Raw genomic sequence first — 19,011 nt, forward strand, 5'->3', positions numbered from 1 at the left:
CCTCCTCCCAAGAATCGCCCGCGGTTTCTCCACAGCCTCGTTATTCCCTCAGGAGTCGCGCTTATCCGCTTCAATCAACTAGTTAAAGAAACAACATTACCGTTTAACAGAGCATGGGCTTAAAGTTTTTTGTCTTGGCTTTCAACAGCCGCCACTGCTTCGACCTCGACCAATTGGTGCTTGTATCCAAGCACCGTCACCCCGGATAGGGTGCTGGGACATCATGTTCTCCAAACTCTTCCCGAATGGCATCCCATGCCATGACTAAGTCAATTTGGTTACCGGAAGCTACCAGAACTCTCGTATATATTACATCTTCCAATGTTGCGCCTGATTCTTTTAAAGCTTGCTTTAAATTTTCCACACAAAGTTTTGCCTGAAGGCTATAATCCCCTTGGTTAGGTACTTTTCCGTCTTGATCAAGCGGGCAAGCACCTGCAAAAAACAGCAAATCCATTCCTGTTGGAACCCGGGTGGCGTAAGCATAATCAACTTGAGCTAAATGGGCAGAGCGGATTAATGATGCTTTTTTTGTCACATTCCTTCCTCCTTTTTGTCCATATATACAAATTAAATATTTATTGAGAATATCCTTTTTCATTTAAAAAAATCATCATTTTGGTCCCTGGTACCATTAAAACATATGAATCTGGTACTTACCACTCACAAATCCATGGATTACAATTAATAATAACTTAAGTAAATGGAGGAAGGAACAAATGTATAAGAATTATGATATCACGTACATATTGAACGCACCTATTAGCCCCGAACAACTTTCCGCTGTTTTCACGGCTTCAGGGATTAGGCGGCCCACAGGCGATTTACCTCGGCTTCAGCGCATGATTGATAATGCAGATATCACCCTTACGGCGTGGGACAATGACAAGTTGGTTGGTGTCGCAAGGGCAGTAACGGATTTTAGTTATTGCTGCTATTTATCAGACTTAGCAGTGGACTGCGACTATCAAAAAAGGGGAATTGGCAAGGAACTGGTCAGAAAACTGAAGGAACAAATTGGGGAGGAAGTGACCCTTTTATTATTGGCTTCCCCAGTCGCCATGGAGTATTATCCGAAGATTGGGTTTGGAAAAATTGAAAATGGTTTTTGGATTCCTCGAAAAGGATAAAATATCACCACTTGTTTGGCCTATACCACTCTGGTATATCTTTTATCAATTGAATTCATCATCCAGGTGGTATTAATTTTTTCATAATACGCACTCTATATTTCGGAGGTGATAATATGGAAAATAATAACCAAGGAAATAATCATCGTGGAGATAACAATGATGGTGGCATGATGGATAAAATTGGGGAAGTATTTGAAAATGTGGTCGATACCATTACAGGAAATAATCAAAATAATGGTCAACAAAAAGGGCAGAATAATAACAATCAATAATTAATAGTAATCCTATTCTTAAATAAAAAACGGGAAAGAGCTTTGGGAGTTTGAATTTCCCTAGGCTCTTTTTAGGTACTTTTCACCAATTTGTGCTTCCCTGTACTTTAACTTAATAATGTTAATGGAAAAAACAGGTATGCATCATCGATAAAAAACACTGTTACTAGCCCAACCAAACTTCCCATTCCCGACCAAATTGTAATTTGAATTTTGTTTTTTACCAGATTAAGTGAATATCCTATAGCCAACGCCAGATATACAAATGTTAACCCCACGGTGATCCGCCCAATGCTCCATGCAGCAATTAGACTGAAAATGTATATACCGAATGACGCCAGCCAATAAAATCGTTTCTTGCCGTTCAAAGCTAAAGAAATGGATAAAATGGAAACGAACAAAGATATAATTAGAAGGATTGAAAACATAATAGCTGCCCCCTTTTCACCAATAGTAACATATTTTTCCATTTTAAATAAAAAAGACTAGTCTCTTTTTCAACTTTTTGAAAGGAGACTAGTCTTTTATTTGTGAGATTTTTACAGGACGCAATTATTTTTTGGGGATCTCGCACCCATTTTCATCACAGATCATTCCTTCGTCGTTATTTAATACGACGATTTCACCCTCTGCAATGACTTTTCTTAACGCCTGAACAAACACTTCCGTTGGCTGGGCACCGGTCAGGGCGTACTTTTTATTTATCAGGAAGAAGGGGACACCTGTAATCCGGTAGGCTTGAGCTGTTTGCTCATCTGCACGGACCTCATCCGCCATCTCATCACTTGCAAGCATTTTTTCGACCGCTTCCCGGTCCAAACCTACTTCTGCAGCCAATTCCGCCAATGTTTCACGATTTCCAATATGTTTGGATTCAGTAAAATGAGCATGCAGTATACGTTCCGTCATCTCTTTCATTAAACTATGTTTTTTCGCAAACATCGTCAGACGGTGAGCATCGAAGGTGTTCGTTAGAATCAATGTATCCATTTGATAACTCAATCCAGCATCTTTCGCCATTTGAACCATATGCTGGGTATTCGCTTTCGCTTGGGCTATGCTCATTCCATATTTTTTTGCTAATGATTCGTAAATACTTTCTTTTATATCTGTTCCGCTTGTCGGATCCAATTCGAAGCAACGATACGTCACTTCTACCGGATAATCAATCTGTTTAATGGCATCCTCCAGATGCCTTTTGCCAATATAGCAAAATGGTCAAGCAAAATCGGTCCACATTTCGATATGGATCATTCTTATCCCTCCTAAATGCCATTCTTTGTATAGTATAGTGGCTAAGCTTATTTTTTACACAGATTTTGATTATAAAGCCCTATCCAGTGATTCCCAATATCACTTTTGCTTCCTTCTTATCCAATTCCATCCGTTCAATAAGAGCATCGAGCCCGGTAAATTTGATTTCTCCTCTCATGTACCGCAAAAAGGAAACGTGAACCGTTTTTCCGTATAAATCACCAGCATAATCGATTAAATAGGCCTCCACAAGATATCCTTGCCCATTTACAGTCGGCCGGTAGCCAGCACTTATGAGGGCATTCCAAATTTCATTTCCCTCTTCTTCATGATGGATTTTCGCTGTTCCCAAATACACTCCGGGTTTAGGTTCAACATATGACCCCGTACTGCCTAAATTAATGGTCGGAAAACCAAGGGTTCTTCCTAAAGCTTCTCCATGGACAACCTCACCGCTAATGGTATAAGGCCTTCCCAAAAGGCTTTGCACTGCCTCCATGTTTCCGTTTTTCACTAATGAACGAATATGGGTGCTGTTGATTTTTCGTCCGTGTTCCCTCATTTCGGGAACCACGGTAACCGAAACATTTATTTGTGAACATAGTTTAATTAATTCATTTGCGGAGCCGTCCCCGCCTTTTCCAAAATGGAAGCCTTCTCCGACCACAATCTGTTTGACATTTAATTTTGAAAGGTGCTCGAGAATAAATTCATTCGCGGTAATTTTTGCGTATTCTTCCGTAAAATGAACCCGATAATATCGGTCGACATCAAATTGTTTGAGGATTCTCACTTTTTCTTGATCCGGCGTAAGTTTCTGCTGATATCCCGGAGCCTTTTTTAGTATCCAGAGGGGATGGTCCGAAAAACTTAACACGGCAAGTGTTTCACTTTTCCCCTTCATTTCTCTGGCTGTTTGTAAAACGGATTGATGCCCCAAATGGACTCCATCAAATTTCCCAATCACTAAAGTTAATGGAGTAGAATCATAAGGGGGTTCTGACGTTACCTGAATAATTTCCACTGTAATCCCTCTCTAACACCGGTAGTTCCATTATGGTTCACTCTCTTTTAAGCCTTAAAATATAGTTGATATTGCAGTCTTTTTTACTATAAAGCCTTTTTTTATATTAGTAAAAAAATATGTTTGCAATACATATTCAAGCTGCTTTATGTTCTAGTAAAAAAAAGAGCGGATTAGTCCTGCTCCATTTTTTGTTACAGTTTGGTTCGGTTAAATTTGGCTGTAGATACACTCTCCAGGCGCTCATCGAACCTGCAGGCTTGCAGGAGTCGAACTTATCCGCTTTAATCACCAGAGAAAAAATCAATATTATCGTTAACAAAGCCAAAAGTAATATTGAATGGTGCGTAGAAGTCACTCCTCGTTCGCACTCGTTTTTACATATGTTAGGTTGATTTTACTATGTGTATGCTGGGTATACTTACCATGCTGATTGTATTATCTGCCATCACACTTACTGTTTTATTCAAAATTTTCTAGATACACAAAAGGCCCTTCCAATGGAAGAGCCTTACCTCAAATTGAAACGTATGTTCGTTTTTTCATACAATCAAACTAAACGATCCTATATTCGATTTTCATAATATTATTATAAACAATTCTTAATTATAAGTCTATATCTTTATCTAATTTTATACTAATGTTTTAGTTACAAGGGCACTGGTCTTACAAAAATTTGATATTTACGGGAGAGGCGATGTTGTGCATATCCGTTCATGGAGTACCAATTTGAAAATAAGGTTAATGGGTGAAGCTTTGTTTAACATGCTTTTTTGGATGTACTTTCCATTCATAACGGTCTATTTCAGCGGGATGTTAGGAAATGGAATAGCGGGAATCCTAATGATGGTCCCCCCTATTTTCAGTATGGCCGGGAGCCTGCTTGGAGGAGCTTTAACGGATCAAATCGGACGACGTCCTGTCATGCTGATTGGTACTTCGATTCAGATGATGATGTTTGGACTTTTCGCTGTGTCCCCTTCTCCCTGGATTGATTATATCTCGTTTATTGGCATTGGATTGGGCGGTGCGGTCTATAGGCCTGCTAGTTCTGCAATGGTGGCAGATTCCGTTCCCTCCGATCAGCTTCGCCAAGTATTTGCTACCTTTATGACAGCCAACAACATTGGCGCGGTCCTAGGTCCTGCGCTTGGTGCCATTTTCTTTTTTCAGTATCGGCAATTCTTACTATGGACCTGCGCATTGGTTATGCTGCTGTATTTTATCGCCATTTATATCATAGTGGAAGAAACATTGCCTGTTTCGGGGAAAGGGAAAAAAGCTACTGGCAACGTTGCCCGAGTATTCAAGCAACACTGGACGGGTTACAGACTCATATTACACGATAAAGTATTCCTGATTTATATTTTTGCAGGCATCTTTTCTTTAATTCCGATTATGCAGCTAGATATCTATTTACCTGTCTTTATTATCCATCATGTTCCTGCCCAGTCACTGTTTGCATGGAATGGCGCATCCCTCACGCTTTCCAGTACAGAAATATATGGTTGGTTAGTGGGATTTAACGGCCTGCTGTTTGTCCTGTTTATACTTCCCGTAACGAAATGGTTTCAGCACTGGAATGAACGAAACGTATTCATTTTGTCATCTCTGCTGTCTGGAATTGGCACATTCCTTGTTGGCCTTAACACCAATATATGGTTCTTGTTTATTGTTACGGTTATCTTTACCTTTGGTGAGATTGTACGCTCCCCCGTCACTCAAAGTTTTATCAGCCGCTATGCCCCAGAGCATGCACGAGGGCAATATATGGCAGCTGATAGTTTGCAGAACACAATCGGAAAATTTTTGGCACCGATAACGGTATTTCTTTCTAGCTGGGTTCCCCCGATTGGAATCTTCAGCATTATCCTATTTTTGGCATTCATCAGCATCATGTTATATATTCTCTTATTTAAGATGTATTTTGTGAAGGAAGCTTCAGCGGATTAAAACATTATAACTTACCTCAATATGGAAAATAATAAAAGCCGCCAAAAAGTTTGGCGGCTGAACACTTTAGTGTTGAACCTGCTCTTGCTGCTCTAGTACCTTCCTGTGAGACGGCAGGAAGAGTATCGCAATGAGGTTGGCAATTCCAATAAAAAATACCAGAATAAACACAAGATGCATCCCTTGGGAGAGTGCTGCATGACTTACACTGCCCGCATGATCTTTTCCGTATGTGATAATCGCATTATTAAAAATCGTTCCAAATACAGCGATTCCGACTGTTTGGCCAATCGACCGCGTGAAAGTGTTGGAAGCCGTGGCAGCTCCCCGCATTTGCCAGCCAACGGCCGATTGGACAAGGACCGTAGTTGGGGTTGTCGCGTAACCCATACCAAGACCAATCACAATCATAATCCCGACAAAATACCAATACGGCGAACCCAGTTCCAATGCCAATAGCCAAGTTCCCCCGAGAGCAATAAAGATGGCACCTAGAACAGCAGTCAGTTTAGAACCGATTTTGTACATATAGCGCCCGGCAAAGGTTGCACCCAGCGGCCATGCAATCGACATCGGCATTAAAGTAAAGCCAGAACTTGTGGCACTATGTCCCAGAATAGATTGAATCCACATCGGCAAATAAACGTTGACCGCAATCACGACAGTGCTCGATAGAAAACTGACGATATTGGAAACCAGTATGACTGGGATTCGGAACAATGATGGCGGAAGCATCGGCTCCTCCGCTCTTGACTCTATGTAACCAAAGAGCGCGATAAAGATGAGGGCAACGGCAATTAGCATATAGATGGGTGCAGAATTCCAGGCATATTTTTGTCCTTCCCCCGCATTTAACAAGGCATATAAGAGGGATGAAATCCCAATGGTAAAGGCCGCTGCCCCGAGATAATCAATTTTTGGCTTCTGTTTCTGTTGAAGGGTTTCATGGAAAAAGATTGTGATTAAAACGAGTGAGACAATTCCAATTGGCAGGTTGATATAGAAAATCCAGCGCCAGCTTACTTGGTCGACAAAGAATCCGCCCACCAAAGGACCAAGAAGTCCGGCAATACCCCAAACAGAACTAAAGACTCCTTGCATTTTGGCTCGCTGCTCACCAGGAAAGAGATCACCAATTATGGTAAAGGTCAGCGGCATGACGGCACCAGCACCGATCCCTTGGACTGCACGGAACCATATTAATTGGTGCATCGTTTGTGCCGCACCGGACAGCATGGAACCGAGAACAAATAAAATGACTCCGGTTATAAAAACTTTTTTACGGCCAAATAAATCAGCCAATTTCCCATAAATCGGAGTCGTTACCGAAGTGGTAAGTGTATAAATGGCGAATACCCAGCTAATGAGATTTAGCCCGCTAAGGTCACTGACAATTTTCGGCGTGGCTGTACTGACAACAGTAACATCAATGGCAACCAAAAGAATCGCTACTAGCATCGCAATGGTTACCATCTTTCGATTAGTCGTTTTTGGTGACATGTTTCTTTTCTCCTCAAATCATGAAAAAATTGTTCTCCTTATTGTTATCCCCTTTTCCGTCCTTTCATATGAACTGGAGAACATCCAATCATAGTAAGTGGAGATGTTTAACCTTGTCAAGCAATAAATCTCCGAATGAGGAACAAACGAAGACCCGGATCTTTGTCTGGACCCGGGCCGATACTTTTAAATTTGTTTTGAAACTTGATCTATCTCATCCATTTGCTTTTTCGTTAGTTCAAAGGATAATGCACCAATATTCTCTTTAGCGTGGTGTCGTTTTGAGGCCCCTGGTATGGCCACTATGGTTTCTCCGTGGAAGTGAATCAGCCAGTTTAAGGCAATTTGGCTTGTCGATACGCCGTATTCTGCAGCCAACTTTTCTAATATATCAATCAATGGCTTTGTTCTGGCTAGGACGGACGGTTTAAAACTCGACATATACTTTCTCGGCCCATTAAGATTTTTCAACAGTTCGGGATTTTTATGAAATTTGCCGGAAAGGATGCCCTGTTCAAGCGGAGAATAGGCAATAATCGTGATGCCGAGCTCTTTGGCAGCAACCAGAACCCCATTTCTTTCAATCCGCCTGTCAAGCAGGCTATATTTCACCTGGTTCGACACCATCGGGAAACCGTGGCTTTTCAGGACTTCAAAGGCTTCCCTCATTTTTGCTTCATTAAAATTGCTGACACCTGCGGACCGAATTTTCTTTTCTGATAACAAAACCGCCATGGCATCCATCTCAGCCCTGACACTTGAAAACGAAAAAGGCTGATGAATCTGGTATAAATCAATCGTTCTTCCCTTTAAAAATTTCAGTCTTTCATCGATTGTTTTGGTGATGGAAGAAGATGTCCGTAACGCTGGCCACCATTTGGTCGCAATCAGCGCATCATTTGCTTCCTCACCCAGTGAATTTAAGGCATTTGCTAGCGCTTCCTCCGATTTTCCCTTCCCGTATACTTCCGCTGTATCGAACCAATTGATCCCGCCTTCAAGACTGAGCCTGACAATCTCCGTCATTTCCTCTTGTTGCAATGCCGGCCAGTACTTTCCAACCATTCCATTAGCGTTGCTAAATTGCCATGTCCCCAGACCTAATGGAGAAATTTCAATATCTGAATTGCCTAATTGTCTTAGTGAAGCCTTCGTAATGGTTCCCACAACCGTCACCTCATTCCTACTGATTTCAACCTGTTTAAAAAACTCAGTTCTTTGCAGTATTGTAGCGCACATCTGTGTCACAGAACAGTATTAATTAAACAATATGCTGAACTTAGTGTGACAAGAATGAGGAAAATCGCTTAAAAAAAGACCGGATCCCTTCCACAAGAGTTCCGGTCTTTGGTCCTTATATAGAGAAGTGTTTTAACTGGCTAATAATGACCTTTCATATTCGCGATCCCTGACTCGTTCATAGACCGCAGTTTCCTAATATCAAATCTAATTAAAACAGACACAACTAGAGCTGCAATAAACAGGCCCGAAAATACTAACAACGTCCCTTGATAGCTGCCTGTTGTTTCACGGATCCATGAGACAAAGATGGGTCCCGCTAAACCAGCCGCTGCCCAGGCGGTCAGGATGTAGCCATGTATAGCCCCAAGCTGCTTAGTCCCAAATAGATCGCCAATATAGGCTGGGATTGAGGAAAAACCTCCTCCATAACAGGTCATAATCATATAGACAATGATAGAAAACAGGATTGCCACTGTCATATTAGGCAAAACAAAGAAGGCGACAATTTGAAATGCGAAAAATAAGGTGTAAACATTTGGCCGCCCAATATAATCGGAAATCGCAGCCCAAACAATCCTTCCGGAACCATTGAACAGGCCCATGATTCCAACCATCGTCGCTGCAGATGTCGTTGACATGCCTACTAGTTCTTGAGCCATTGGGGACGCAACAGCAAGAATGGCGATGCCGCAGGTAATGTTGATAAACAACATCAACCACAAAGCCCAGAATTGCCTGGTTTTAACTGCCTCATTTGCTGTTAATTGCCTTAGATCAGGCTTAATTCTTTTATTTCCAGACACACCCTCCGTCGAATCAAGGCCCTTAGGGACCCAGCCTGCTTTAGGGGGAGCAAGGTATTGGGCGGAACAGAAGATAATCACAAAATAACAGCCGCCCAAGATATAAAAAGTGTTTGATATGCCGTAATAAGTTATTAAATGATTCATGATTGGGCTGCTGACCATAGCCGCAAATCCAAATCCCATGATAGCCAGCCCTGTTGCTAAGCCTCTCCGATCCGGGAACCATTTAACCAATGTTGAGACAGGCGTTATATAGCCTACCCCTAAACCAATACCTGCAATGACGCCATAAAATAAATAGAGTAATAGCAACGATTCAAAATGTACCGCCAAGCCAGCACCCGCAACCCCAATCCCAAAAAACAATGAACTGAGAGTTCCGGATGCTCTTGGACCGAACTTCTCCACGAAGTGGCCAAGAAAGGCCGCCGATAATCCAAGAAACAAAATGGCTAAACTAAATGTAAAGGAAATTTGTTTTAATCCCCAGCCCATTTGCTGCTGCAACGGCTTTGTAAAAACGCTCCATGCATAAACAGAGCCAATCGAAATATGGATACCTACTGCTGAAAGTGCAACTAGCCATCGATTTTTCATTTGATTTTTCATCCCATTCCACAGATTTTTTATACTTTATTCCCGAGGGTTTTAATTATTTTCACTCCCTTTACATTGTTTGTTATTTGATAATAATATCCTATTATTTTATGTCTATCAAGTAATTTTATCCTTTCAAACACGAACGTTTAAAAATTTCGAATAAATATTGTTCGTTTTTTTAAAAATAGAAATAAAAAAAGCAAGACTGTCTCACGTAATAGGAAACGGTCTTACTTTCAATTTTTATATCCTATAAAATGTCCTGGTGTTATGTAACAGTCTTTCTGCCACTTCGAACTCCGAGAGATTTTTTATTTTTGCAATCATTGAAATGGATTCCTTCATCATGGCAGGATGAGTCATTTTCCCTGCAAAAGGACCTTCAAACGGCCATGGACCGTCGGTTTCGATCATCATTCGTTCTAAAGGGTATATTTCGACTAACTTCTGTATTTTACTCTTATAGACAATTTCAGGTGTAATTGAAATATAATAGCCATTTTCTATCATTCTAGCGACCGTGCTTTCATCTCCTTTAAACCAATGGAAATGCGCTTTCGTTACCAAATATTTTTCAAGAAGATCACAAACTAGAGGAGCGTCATCATAGACGGCATGCAAAACAATTGGTTTGTCCCATTCCTTCGCTAATTTGATAAACATCTCAAGAAGCTCAATATATTGTTCATACTGCTTTTTCGACACCTTTTGATCCTGCCTTAAATAGTACGGCAAACCCACTTCTCCCACTGCAGCCATTTCTTTGCGATACTCCGTCATCCATTCAGCCAAACGAATCACCTCTTGCTCAGTCGGCAGACTTTGCTCCGGATGAAAGCCAAACGCAGCTTTTATCTTTTGATCGGTTCTTGATAATTGTAGATTTCGCTTACACGACTCCAGATTAAATGAAACCGACAACAAGGCTTCAATCATGTCTGAATCTCCCAAAATCAAAGCAATTTCTTGATTGCTGTATTGATCTAAATGAATATGGGCATCAATCATTTTCACTTTCTATTCACCTCTTAGGAGTGCATGTTTAACTTTTTTATTAACAATGAAGAAACACGGCCTCATCATATGCCGTGTTCCACATTCGTGCTAACGACTATAAAATCAACCTGCTCATGATTTAATTCGCATAATAGTTTTTAAATTCCTCTGAGAGCTTGTCGACAGGTCCATATGTCTTCTCTAAGGATTCCAAAGTACGTTTCTGAGAAGTTTCCATCTTTTGTTCAAGGCGCTTATCGGTATACTTATTCTTTGATAAGTATTCAAGCATTTTAGTAAATTCCGGCATACCCTTCGATTCAATTAAATAATTGGATAACAGGAACCCATCCCGATACAGGGTCATATCCTGGTCGGTGACAGCCAAGGTCCCAAGCTTATCGATTGTTTTTACAGTTTTGGACTTTTGGGTCGCCAAGGCAGCCTGCTCCTCCGCCAATTTGGCATCAATGGAAATAGTGCCTGACGCATCCCGTAAGACGCTTCCTTCCAAATACATCGCCAGCCCCTCTTGTATGAATGGGGTTGCGTTATCGTTCGTCAGATCACCAACCATCTTGTGGGTTAGCTCATGTGCCAAATAGCTGAACATGTTGGGTTGTTGTTGTTCCGTGGTAAATTTGAAGGACTCACCCATTTCATTCCACCCTGCGACACTAAGCCAAGGGACCGTAGCGGAAATCTCTTTTACAGACGGATAGATTTTTATTGATATCGGTTTTGGTTTCCAATTAAACTGTTTGGCATAAAAATTAACTAAATCTGCTGCATCTTTCAAGGTTTGTTGGGCTGGCTCTTCTTGCCCTTTTGTGTAATAGACCGTCAGATTCCCTGTTTCGTCTGAAATTTTTTCAAATGGCACATCGTTGAGAACCCACTTATCTTTTACCTTAATCATCTGGTAGTTTACCGTGTTGGTGGTTCCTTGTTTCTTCGGGTCACTCATCATCACACCAAAGGTGACCGTTCCGGTTGTGTCGTTTTCCTGGTGGAAGCTGTATAATTCCACTGAAATTTCATAGCCTTGTTTTTTCCGATAGACGGCTTCTTCAAGCCATCTTTTTTGCTCTTTGTAAAACGTTTTATTTTCCTTATTTTGATAGCTCATAAATAATTCTTGGTCTTCCATGGCCACGGCTTTTTTGATTTCCTGCATGGTCCATTCGGGTGTGCCCTTTTTGACGGTTTGTTCATTATTCTCTTTCTTTTGCGGCGTTCCTTTTGCCTGCTCCTTATCGCTGCACCCGGCTAATAGGAAGCAGAGAACAAGAAAAATCCACCCCGCTTGTAAAAATTTCTTCATTGGTTACTCCCCCTTTATATATTTACGGGAATTTACATGAGTAGTAAAAATTTCCCACTCATTTATATTCGGGAGGAACCAATTATTTCCTTCTTATTCCTAAGTCTAATAACCGTTCCAAAAAAAAAAAAAAAAGCGGGGACAGAGTCGAAACAACCCCATACCCGCTTATTTATTAGAATTTAGATTGGTAGTTTTCGACTTCCCAAGTATGAACTGCAGTACGGTAGCTGTCCCATTCAGCTTTTTTCATTGAGACATACTCGTTATATACGTGCTCACCAAGAGTTTTCGCAGCAATTTCTCCTGCTTCCAGTTCCTTTACAGCTTCAGCTAAACTTCCTGGCAGATTTTCAATGCCTCGGAATGCTCTTTCTTCTTCAGACATATGAAAGATATCATCATTAACTGGTGCTGGTGCTTCCAAACCTTTATCAATCCCATCTAAACCTGCAGACGCAATAACCGCAAACGTTAAGTAAGGGTTAGAGGATGGATCTGGACAACGTAACTCCACACGTGTAGCCAGTCCTTTTTTGGCAGGAATACGGATTAATGCTGAACGATTTGAAGCAGACCATGCGATATAAACTGGTGCTTCATAGCCTGGTACCAAACGCTTGTAAGAGTTTACTAACGGGTTCGTTACAGCCGCAAAGCTCTTGACGTTCTCTAGTACACCAGCAATAAATTGGTATGCTTTTTCTGAAAGCTGCAGTGCATCTTCTGGGTCAAAGAATGCATTTTCGTTTCCGTTAAAGAGAGACATGTTTACGTGCATTCCAGAACCGTTGATGCCGAATACCGGCTTTGGCATAAAGGTGGCATGCAAGCCAAACTTCTTAGCCACTGTCTTGACAACCCATTTGTAGGTAGTAGCAAGATCCGCAGCTGTCAGTACATCAGCATACTTAAAGTTAATTTCATGTTGTCCTTCAGCTACCTCATGGTGAGAGGCCTCAATCGTAAAGCCCATCGCTTTTAAAGCACGATAGATTTCTAAGCGGACGCGCTCGCCAAGGTCATGCGGTGATGGCTCAAAATAACCGGCCTTATCACTGATTTCTTGGGTAGCATAGCCATTATCATCTGTTTTGAATAAGAAGAACTCCAGCTCAGGTCCCACTGAAATAGTATACCCATTGTCAGCTGCACGTTCTACTGTTTTCTTTAGTACGTTTCTAGTATCTCCTTCAAAAAGTGTACCGTCCGGGTTTGTAACAGAGCAAAGGAATCTAGCTTCAGAATATCCTTGTTCAACTGTCCAAGGAAGCACGGCAAAGGTTGATAGGTCTGGCTGTAGGTACAGGTCTGAATTATTGATTGGTGAAAATCCCTTAATGGAGGAACCATCAAACATGATCTTCCCTTCTACTACATCTTCCAGCTGTTCGCTTGTAACCGTTACGTGCTTTAGAATCCCTTCAATATCGACAAATTGCAAGTGTAAAAGTTCGACACTTTTCTCATTGATAGTTGCTTTAATCTGTTCTAAAGTAGCTGCTGATAAAGTTGCTTTTGAAGTTAATGTTTCGCCCATGTCACGTTACCTTCCAATTCCATGTTATATTTTGTTACATCTGATAGATTGATTATATTTAATAATTCATAGTTTGACAATCTTTTTTTGAATATTTTTTGAATATTTTTTATTATATTTAGGAAAGCGTTTACAATTTTATACGCAGTTAATCCGGGTAGTTTCAAATAAATTGTTATAAATATACAAAAAAATGTAATTTTATGTTATTGTTTTGACCTGGGTACCTGCCTCGTTTGCCAAAAAAGGACCATCCTAAAAAGGACAGTCCTCCTCACTATTTTAAGTCTTCTATCGAGTCGATTTTCATATACTTTGGCACAACCAGTCCATTTTGTGTACCATGAAGGTTAGGACCCAAATCGACAATGTCGTCCTTATATTTTTCGTAATATTCCTTATGTGTACTTGGCAGCCAGCCAGAGACCATGCCGTCGGCACTGCCGTTGGCTACACCAGCGAACATCGGTCCAACCTCCACTTGGCTCAATTTTACCTTATACCCCTTCTGCTTAAGTACCCTGGCAATCACATTGGTGCTGGCTATTTCTGTATCCCACGCCACATAAACAAGATTAATGGTTTCCCCACTGCCTGATTCGGCGCCCTTGGTCCATTCCGCCACTATATCGGAATGGTTCTTTATCCATTTATCCGCCGCATCCACCGGGTCAGTTCCATCTTTAATATCCACCATTACCTTTTGGATATCCTCGGTTTTCCAAGAAAACTGGTCGAGTATGGTATACGCACCGGGCGCATCCTGTTCCAGCCCTTTTCTGACAATCGTGTGAATATCCTCAACCGCACCGTATGTCTGATTTGGATCTTTAAGGAACTTCAGATCGTAAGTGGAAAACATCCAATGCGGAGACCATCCAGTAACAATAATGGGTTTCTTCTGGTCATACGCCTTCCTTAATTCTGCGGCCATAGCGGCCGATGAACCTTCCTGCAGATTCCAATCACCCAGTTGATAATCCTTCAACACTTGTTTCGTCTGGGCCATAATCCCTGCTCCAGGTTCAATTCCAATTATTTGATAATCGGTTTGGGCACCTACACCGTTTCCATCTTTATTTTTAGCTGTTTCTTTTGTCATCCCTGTCACAACGGCCGTAATAATAACCAGAACAGCTAAAATCGAAAAGACAATTTTTTTCTTAACCACATGTTCATAGGCAGGCTTTCGTAGGTTTTGGGTGATCCGGTCAAGAATGACGGCAATGAAGACGATGGATAATCCCGCTTCAAAGCCACGTCCAACGTCGATTTGGCTCACTGCCCTGTACACGTCGGCCCCCAAGCCAGGCGCCCCCACTAATGATGCCGTCACGACCATTGATAAGGCAAGCATAATACTTTGGTTGACCCCAGCCATAATCGTTGGCATTGCAATCGGCAACTGAACCTTGAATAATTTCTGGCTGTTGCTCGAACCAAAGGCATCGGCAGCTTCAATTAAATCCCTCGGGACTTCTTGAATACCCAAATTGGTCATTCGTATCGTCGGAGCAATCGCGAAAATGAACGAAGCGATAATTCCTGGTACCACTCCGATGCCGAAAAATAAAATAGAAGGTATTAAATACACAAAGGCCGGCATGGTTTGCATGAAATCCAAAATCGGTGTTACAATCCGATGCACCGTTTTTCTTTGGGCACTCCAGATTCCAACTGGGATTCCAATAATGACCGTAAGCAACCCAGACAATAAAACAATCGCAATCGTTTGGAGGCTCGAATCCCAATAGCCAAGGTTGTCAATCAGAAACAGGCTCAAGAGTGCAAAGACCCCTAATGGCCATCTGCTGGTATAAATAACTAATAGGGTTAAGACGATAATTAAAACAATCGGAGGGCCGGCGCCTAATACATCGACGATAATATCCAGCAGGCCCTCAATCGCAGTGGTTACTAAACTGAAAAAGCCGGCAAAGGCAACGGTAATCCATTGGACCAGTTCATCTACCCATTTCCCTAAAGGGATTTTTGGCACCTTCATGTCATTCACTCTCCAAATCGTTCAAGGAATCTTTGTTTCCCGCCAGAGCTCCAATGACGGCGCCCCGAATGACAACCCCTCTTAACCGGTGTTCTTCATCGACTACAGAGATGGGAAAACTGGAAGTGGCAATCTCGTCCATCAAGTCAGCCAATACGGTATCTCCAGTAACTGTCGGGATATCGGTTGTCATCACGTCTGCAATCTGCTGGTTCTGGGCGATTGCCTGCCGCGCCTGTTCTGCGGTAATAGCGCCTAACAACCTTCGATTCCGGCCGACGACAAAGATACTGGAATATCCTTGCTTCCTCATGATTTCCAAGGCCACCCGCGGCCCACGATCGGCACCGACTCGTTCTGCTGGCTTCATGACATGGGAAGCGGTCAATACTTTCGACAAGTCGACATCTTCCACAAACTTTTCAACGAATTCATTAGCGGGGTTCATGAGAATTTCTTCCGGTGTCCCGAGCTGAATGAGACTTCCATCCCTCATTAACGCAATGCGGTCTCCAATCCGCAATGCTTCATCCAGATCATGGGTGATAAAAATAATGGTCTTATGGTACTTTTCTTGGATGTCGAGCAACTCATCCTGCATATCCTTCCGAATTAACGGGTCGAGTGCGCTGAAGGCCTCGTCCATCAAGATGACGGCGGTATTACTGGCAAGTGCCCTTGCCAGTCCGACACGCTGCTGCATGCCACCGCTTAATTGTTTGGGAAACTGATTTTCATAGCCTTTTAACCCAACCACCTCTAATGCTCGTAAGGCCCGTTCGCGACGCTCTTCAGTGGGAACGTTTTGGATTTCTAAACCGTATTCCGTATTTTCAAGAATGGTTCGATGAGGAAACAAGGCAAAATTCTGAAATACCATACTGATTTTTTTCTGCCGAACCTGCCTCAAGTGAGCGTCGTTCATGGTGACGATGTCTTCATTTTCAATCAAGATTTCTCCGATTGTTGGCTTAATCAGCCTGTTAAACATTCGGATTAAAGTGGATTTCCCGCTTCCGGATAGGCCCATGATGACAAAAATTTCACCTGGATAGATGGCGAAGGAAACATTCTTCACCCCAACGGTCTGTCCGGTAGCTTTTAAAATTTCCTTCTTCGTCTTCCCTTGTTTCAATAACTCAATTGCCGCTTTTGGGTTATTGCCAAAAATTTTCGATACACCCTTGACTTCTATGTATGGGTTCATACTGTCACCTCATTCGATTAATGACCATATCATATACATTTTTACCCATTATTCGTTTTATATGTTACTTAAGTCCTGCAAATTTCCAAAATGGCCGAGCATGATCATAGGCAAAAAAATTAAAGAACCTGCCTAAGTTAAAGACAAAAAAAAGACGCTGCTTAGCGTCTTTTAAAAGTTATTCTATACGTTCTTTCCACAATTTGAATTTCTCAAGATCTTTTGTAATTTGCTTTAGGATAAATCCAATGACCGTCGCATCATCCACAAGTCCTAATCCCGCTATAAAATCGGGAACTAAATCGACAGGCGAGACAAAATATAAAATGCCCGCAATAATCATGACGATTGAGCGGGTTGGTATTTCCTTGTAGTCCCCTTTAATCCATGCCCGGAGAACCTCAAACAGCAGCTGCAGTTTTTCCCAAACATTACTTAACGCGCCTTTTTTCTGATTGGCCTTTTGGATCGCTTCTTTTAACAGGCCATCTGCTTTCTCTTTATCATTCAAGTATTCGCTTGCTTTTGATTCGTATTTTTTATAGCCATCTTCAAATTGAGAATCTTTCGCCATGCAGATTTTCTCCTTATTTCGTAATTGGGGAACACAACCCATTCATTAGGTTTTAAACTCTCTTTATTATTTAATTGTTAATTACTCTTTATTAAACCATTACAACAAAAAGATGTACAAAAAAAACTGCACACCTTCATGGTTGATTTTTCTTTCATTTTAAATCAAGAGAATGGTCTAAAAATGTTCTTAACCTTTGCTGATATTCTTCTTCAGCAATGGTATAAGCTTCGGTATGTCCTGCCCCCGGAACAATCCATAGCTCTTTGTCTTTCGCTGTGGCCGTTTCGTAAATTTCTTTAGCCATTTCTGTTGGAACCAAATCATCCTTGTCTCCATGAATAATAAACAGCGGCAGTTTATTTTTCTTGACGCTCTCGAGTGCTGAAGCCTCTTTAAACGAGTATCCTGCCCGCACTTTCGTAATGGCACTTGTCACATTCATGATGGGAAATGCAGGCAGATGGTATAAATATTTTAATTGATGGGACAATTCTGCCATGACGGTTGTATATCCGCTGTCTTCGATAATTCCTTTTACCTCTTTAGGAAGCTTTTCCCCTGAAGTCATCAGAACGGTTGCCGCTCCCATTGAGAATCCATGAAGGAAAATCTGATCCTCTTGCTTGTCCTTGATTAAAAAATTTACCCACCCTACGTAATCCTTGCGTTCATGCCAGCCGTAACCGATATAGTCGCCCTCACTCATCCCATGGCCTCTGGCGTCCGGTTTTAAGATATCATAACCCAAATCGTAATAATACTTGGTAATTCCTTGCATTTGCTCACCGCTGCCCCGATAACCATGGGCCAAAATAACAGCTTTCCCGTTGGTGTTGGGATTTTTCAAAAACCGGGCTTTTAAGGTTAACCCGTCATAAGAATGGATTTGGACGATTTCAAACTTTTGCTGCTCCGTCCATTTGAGCAGTTCAGCGGTTCTGGCCTGCTGTTCAGGCGTCGCCTTTATGCTAGCAGCAACAGCACTGCTTCCCCCTCCATGCAAGTCAGGTGCGTCCGCACTGCGCTTAATCGCGACGTTATAAAAATAGTTGCCGCCAATTCCGAGCCCAATCGCCAGTATCATAATGACCACAATCCCTATGATGATTAATTTCCGTTTCACGTTCATTCCCCTTGCCTAAATCCATCTTTATTACTAGTTTAATAGAGAAATAGAATACCATATGGTTATTGTTCCCGCAACCGTTCACGTCATCAACCTAATAATGGTGGGATTGAAAAAACAAAAAGACGATGTACATCTGTACATCGCCCCAAACTTTATTTGATTTCTTCATAAAAATTATGCGTATTGTACGCCCGCTTTTTTGATATTGTTGATATCGTCAGATCCGCAAGGGGTAACAGCATAGGTCATGCCGCATTTTGGGCAGTCCATAATAACAGTTTCCAAGGTAAACGTTTCACCACATTCACATTGAATCTCATGTGGAACTAATGGGGCTTGGTTTTCTTTCCCTTTGCTTTTTACATGGTCGACGACAGCTTTTCCATCTTTTAGTCTTGATGCACATCCACAACTCAAATCAATCATCCTCCAAGGATCTTTTTGTATAT

18 protein-coding genes are annotated in these 19,011 nt (G+C 41.7%); 3 read left to right on the forward strand and 15 right to left on the reverse strand.

What is annotated here, in order from left to right; translation table 11 throughout:
- Positions 1-196: 196 nt before the first annotated feature.
- Positions 197-538: a RidA family protein gene (locus ACY8D0_RS16760; protein ID WP_462411667.1), complete on the reverse strand. Its 342-nt coding sequence runs from the start codon at positions 536-538 to the stop codon at positions 197-199.
- A gap of 181 nt (positions 539-719) precedes the next feature.
- Here ACY8D0_RS16760 and ACY8D0_RS16765 point away from each other — a divergent pair, with 181 nt between their 5' ends.
- Positions 720-1,130, forward strand: a complete 411-nt coding sequence (locus ACY8D0_RS16765; RefSeq protein WP_462411668.1) for a GNAT family N-acetyltransferase — start codon at positions 720-722, stop codon at positions 1,128-1,130.
- Positions 1,131-1,246: 116 nt separating this feature from the next.
- Positions 1,247-1,405 (forward strand): hypothetical protein, encoded by a 159-nt coding sequence (locus ACY8D0_RS16770; RefSeq protein WP_462411669.1) that lies wholly within the window; start codon positions 1,247-1,249, stop codon positions 1,403-1,405.
- A gap of 107 nt (positions 1,406-1,512) precedes the next feature.
- On the opposite strand, the gene ACY8D0_RS16775 is transcribed toward ACY8D0_RS16770, so the two are convergent.
- From ACY8D0_RS16775 to ACY8D0_RS16785, 3 genes are all read right to left on the reverse strand, one after another.
- Positions 1,513-1,833 carry a hypothetical protein gene (locus ACY8D0_RS16775; protein ID WP_462411670.1) on the reverse strand — a complete coding sequence of 107 codons (321 nt, stop codon included), beginning with the start codon at positions 1,831-1,833 and terminating at the stop codon, positions 1,513-1,515.
- Positions 1,834-1,957: 124 nt separating this feature from the next.
- Positions 1,958-2,611 (reverse strand): DsbA family oxidoreductase, encoded by a 654-nt coding sequence (locus ACY8D0_RS16780; protein ID WP_462412482.1) that lies wholly within the window; start codon positions 2,609-2,611, stop codon positions 1,958-1,960.
- A gap of 127 nt (positions 2,612-2,738) precedes the next feature.
- Positions 2,739-3,683, reverse strand: coding sequence for a bifunctional riboflavin kinase/FAD synthetase (locus ACY8D0_RS16785; protein ID WP_462411671.1), 945 nt, complete (start codon positions 3,681-3,683; stop codon positions 2,739-2,741).
- A gap of 702 nt (positions 3,684-4,385) precedes the next feature.
- On the opposite strand from ACY8D0_RS16785, the gene ACY8D0_RS16790 reads away from it, so the two are divergent.
- Positions 4,386-5,636, forward strand: a complete 1,251-nt coding sequence (locus ACY8D0_RS16790; RefSeq protein ID WP_462411672.1) for an MDR family MFS transporter — start codon at positions 4,386-4,388, stop codon at positions 5,634-5,636.
- Positions 5,637-5,702: 66 nt separating this feature from the next.
- Here the strand turns inward: ACY8D0_RS16790 and ACY8D0_RS16795 are convergent, their stop codons facing one another.
- The 11 genes from ACY8D0_RS16795 to ACY8D0_RS16845 all read right to left on the reverse strand — a co-directional run bounded on the left by ACY8D0_RS16795 (position 5,703) and on the right by ACY8D0_RS16845 (position 18,979).
- Positions 5,703-7,136 (reverse strand): MDR family MFS transporter, encoded by a 1,434-nt coding sequence (locus ACY8D0_RS16795; protein ID WP_462411673.1) that lies wholly within the window; start codon positions 7,134-7,136, stop codon positions 5,703-5,705.
- 186 nt (positions 7,137-7,322) lie between these two features.
- Entirely contained in the window at positions 7,323-8,294 is a 972-nt protein-coding gene (locus ACY8D0_RS16800) for an aldo/keto reductase (protein ID WP_462412483.1), read from the reverse strand.
- Between the two features lie 221 nt (positions 8,295-8,515).
- The gene (locus ACY8D0_RS16805; RefSeq protein WP_462411674.1) at positions 8,516-9,793 is read right to left on the reverse strand and encodes an L-lactate MFS transporter; all 1,278 of its coding nucleotides are present in this window, start codon (positions 9,791-9,793) and stop codon (positions 8,516-8,518) included.
- A 234-nt stretch (positions 9,794-10,027) separates the two neighbouring features.
- A complete protein-coding gene (locus ACY8D0_RS16810) occupies positions 10,028-10,792 on the reverse strand; it encodes a TatD family hydrolase (RefSeq protein ID WP_462412484.1) in 765 nt (254 codons plus the stop codon).
- A 127-nt stretch (positions 10,793-10,919) separates the two neighbouring features.
- On the reverse strand, positions 10,920-12,104 hold the full coding sequence (locus ACY8D0_RS16815) for a M1 family aminopeptidase (RefSeq protein ID WP_462411675.1): 1,185 nt from the start codon (positions 12,102-12,104) through the stop codon (positions 10,920-10,922).
- A gap of 175 nt (positions 12,105-12,279) precedes the next feature.
- On the reverse strand, positions 12,280-13,644 hold the full coding sequence (glnA, locus tag ACY8D0_RS16820) for a type I glutamate--ammonia ligase (protein ID WP_462411676.1): 1,365 nt from the start codon (positions 13,642-13,644) through the stop codon (positions 12,280-12,282).
- Positions 13,645-13,921: 277 nt separating this feature from the next.
- Positions 13,922-15,649 carry a glycine betaine ABC transporter substrate-binding protein gene (locus tag ACY8D0_RS16825; protein WP_462411677.1) on the reverse strand — a complete coding sequence of 576 codons (1,728 nt, stop codon included), beginning with the start codon at positions 15,647-15,649 and terminating at the stop codon, positions 13,922-13,924.
- Position 15,650: 1 nt separating this feature from the next.
- Positions 15,651-16,856, reverse strand: coding sequence for a quaternary amine ABC transporter ATP-binding protein (locus tag ACY8D0_RS16830; RefSeq protein WP_462411678.1), 1,206 nt, complete (start codon positions 16,854-16,856; stop codon positions 15,651-15,653).
- A 178-nt stretch (positions 16,857-17,034) separates the two neighbouring features.
- Complete coding sequence (locus ACY8D0_RS16835) at positions 17,035-17,430, reverse strand: YkvA family protein (protein WP_462411679.1); 396 nt, start codon at positions 17,428-17,430, stop codon at positions 17,035-17,037.
- A 154-nt stretch (positions 17,431-17,584) separates the two neighbouring features.
- Positions 17,585-18,562: an alpha/beta hydrolase gene (locus tag ACY8D0_RS16840; RefSeq protein WP_462411680.1), complete on the reverse strand. Its 978-nt coding sequence runs from the start codon at positions 18,560-18,562 to the stop codon at positions 17,585-17,587.
- 174 nt (positions 18,563-18,736) lie between these two features.
- Entirely contained in the window at positions 18,737-18,979 is a 243-nt protein-coding gene (locus tag ACY8D0_RS16845) for a hypothetical protein (RefSeq protein ID WP_462411681.1), read from the reverse strand.
- Positions 18,980-19,011: the final 32 nt, after the last annotated feature.

It is taken from the genome of Neobacillus camarae, from assembly GCF_054950115.1.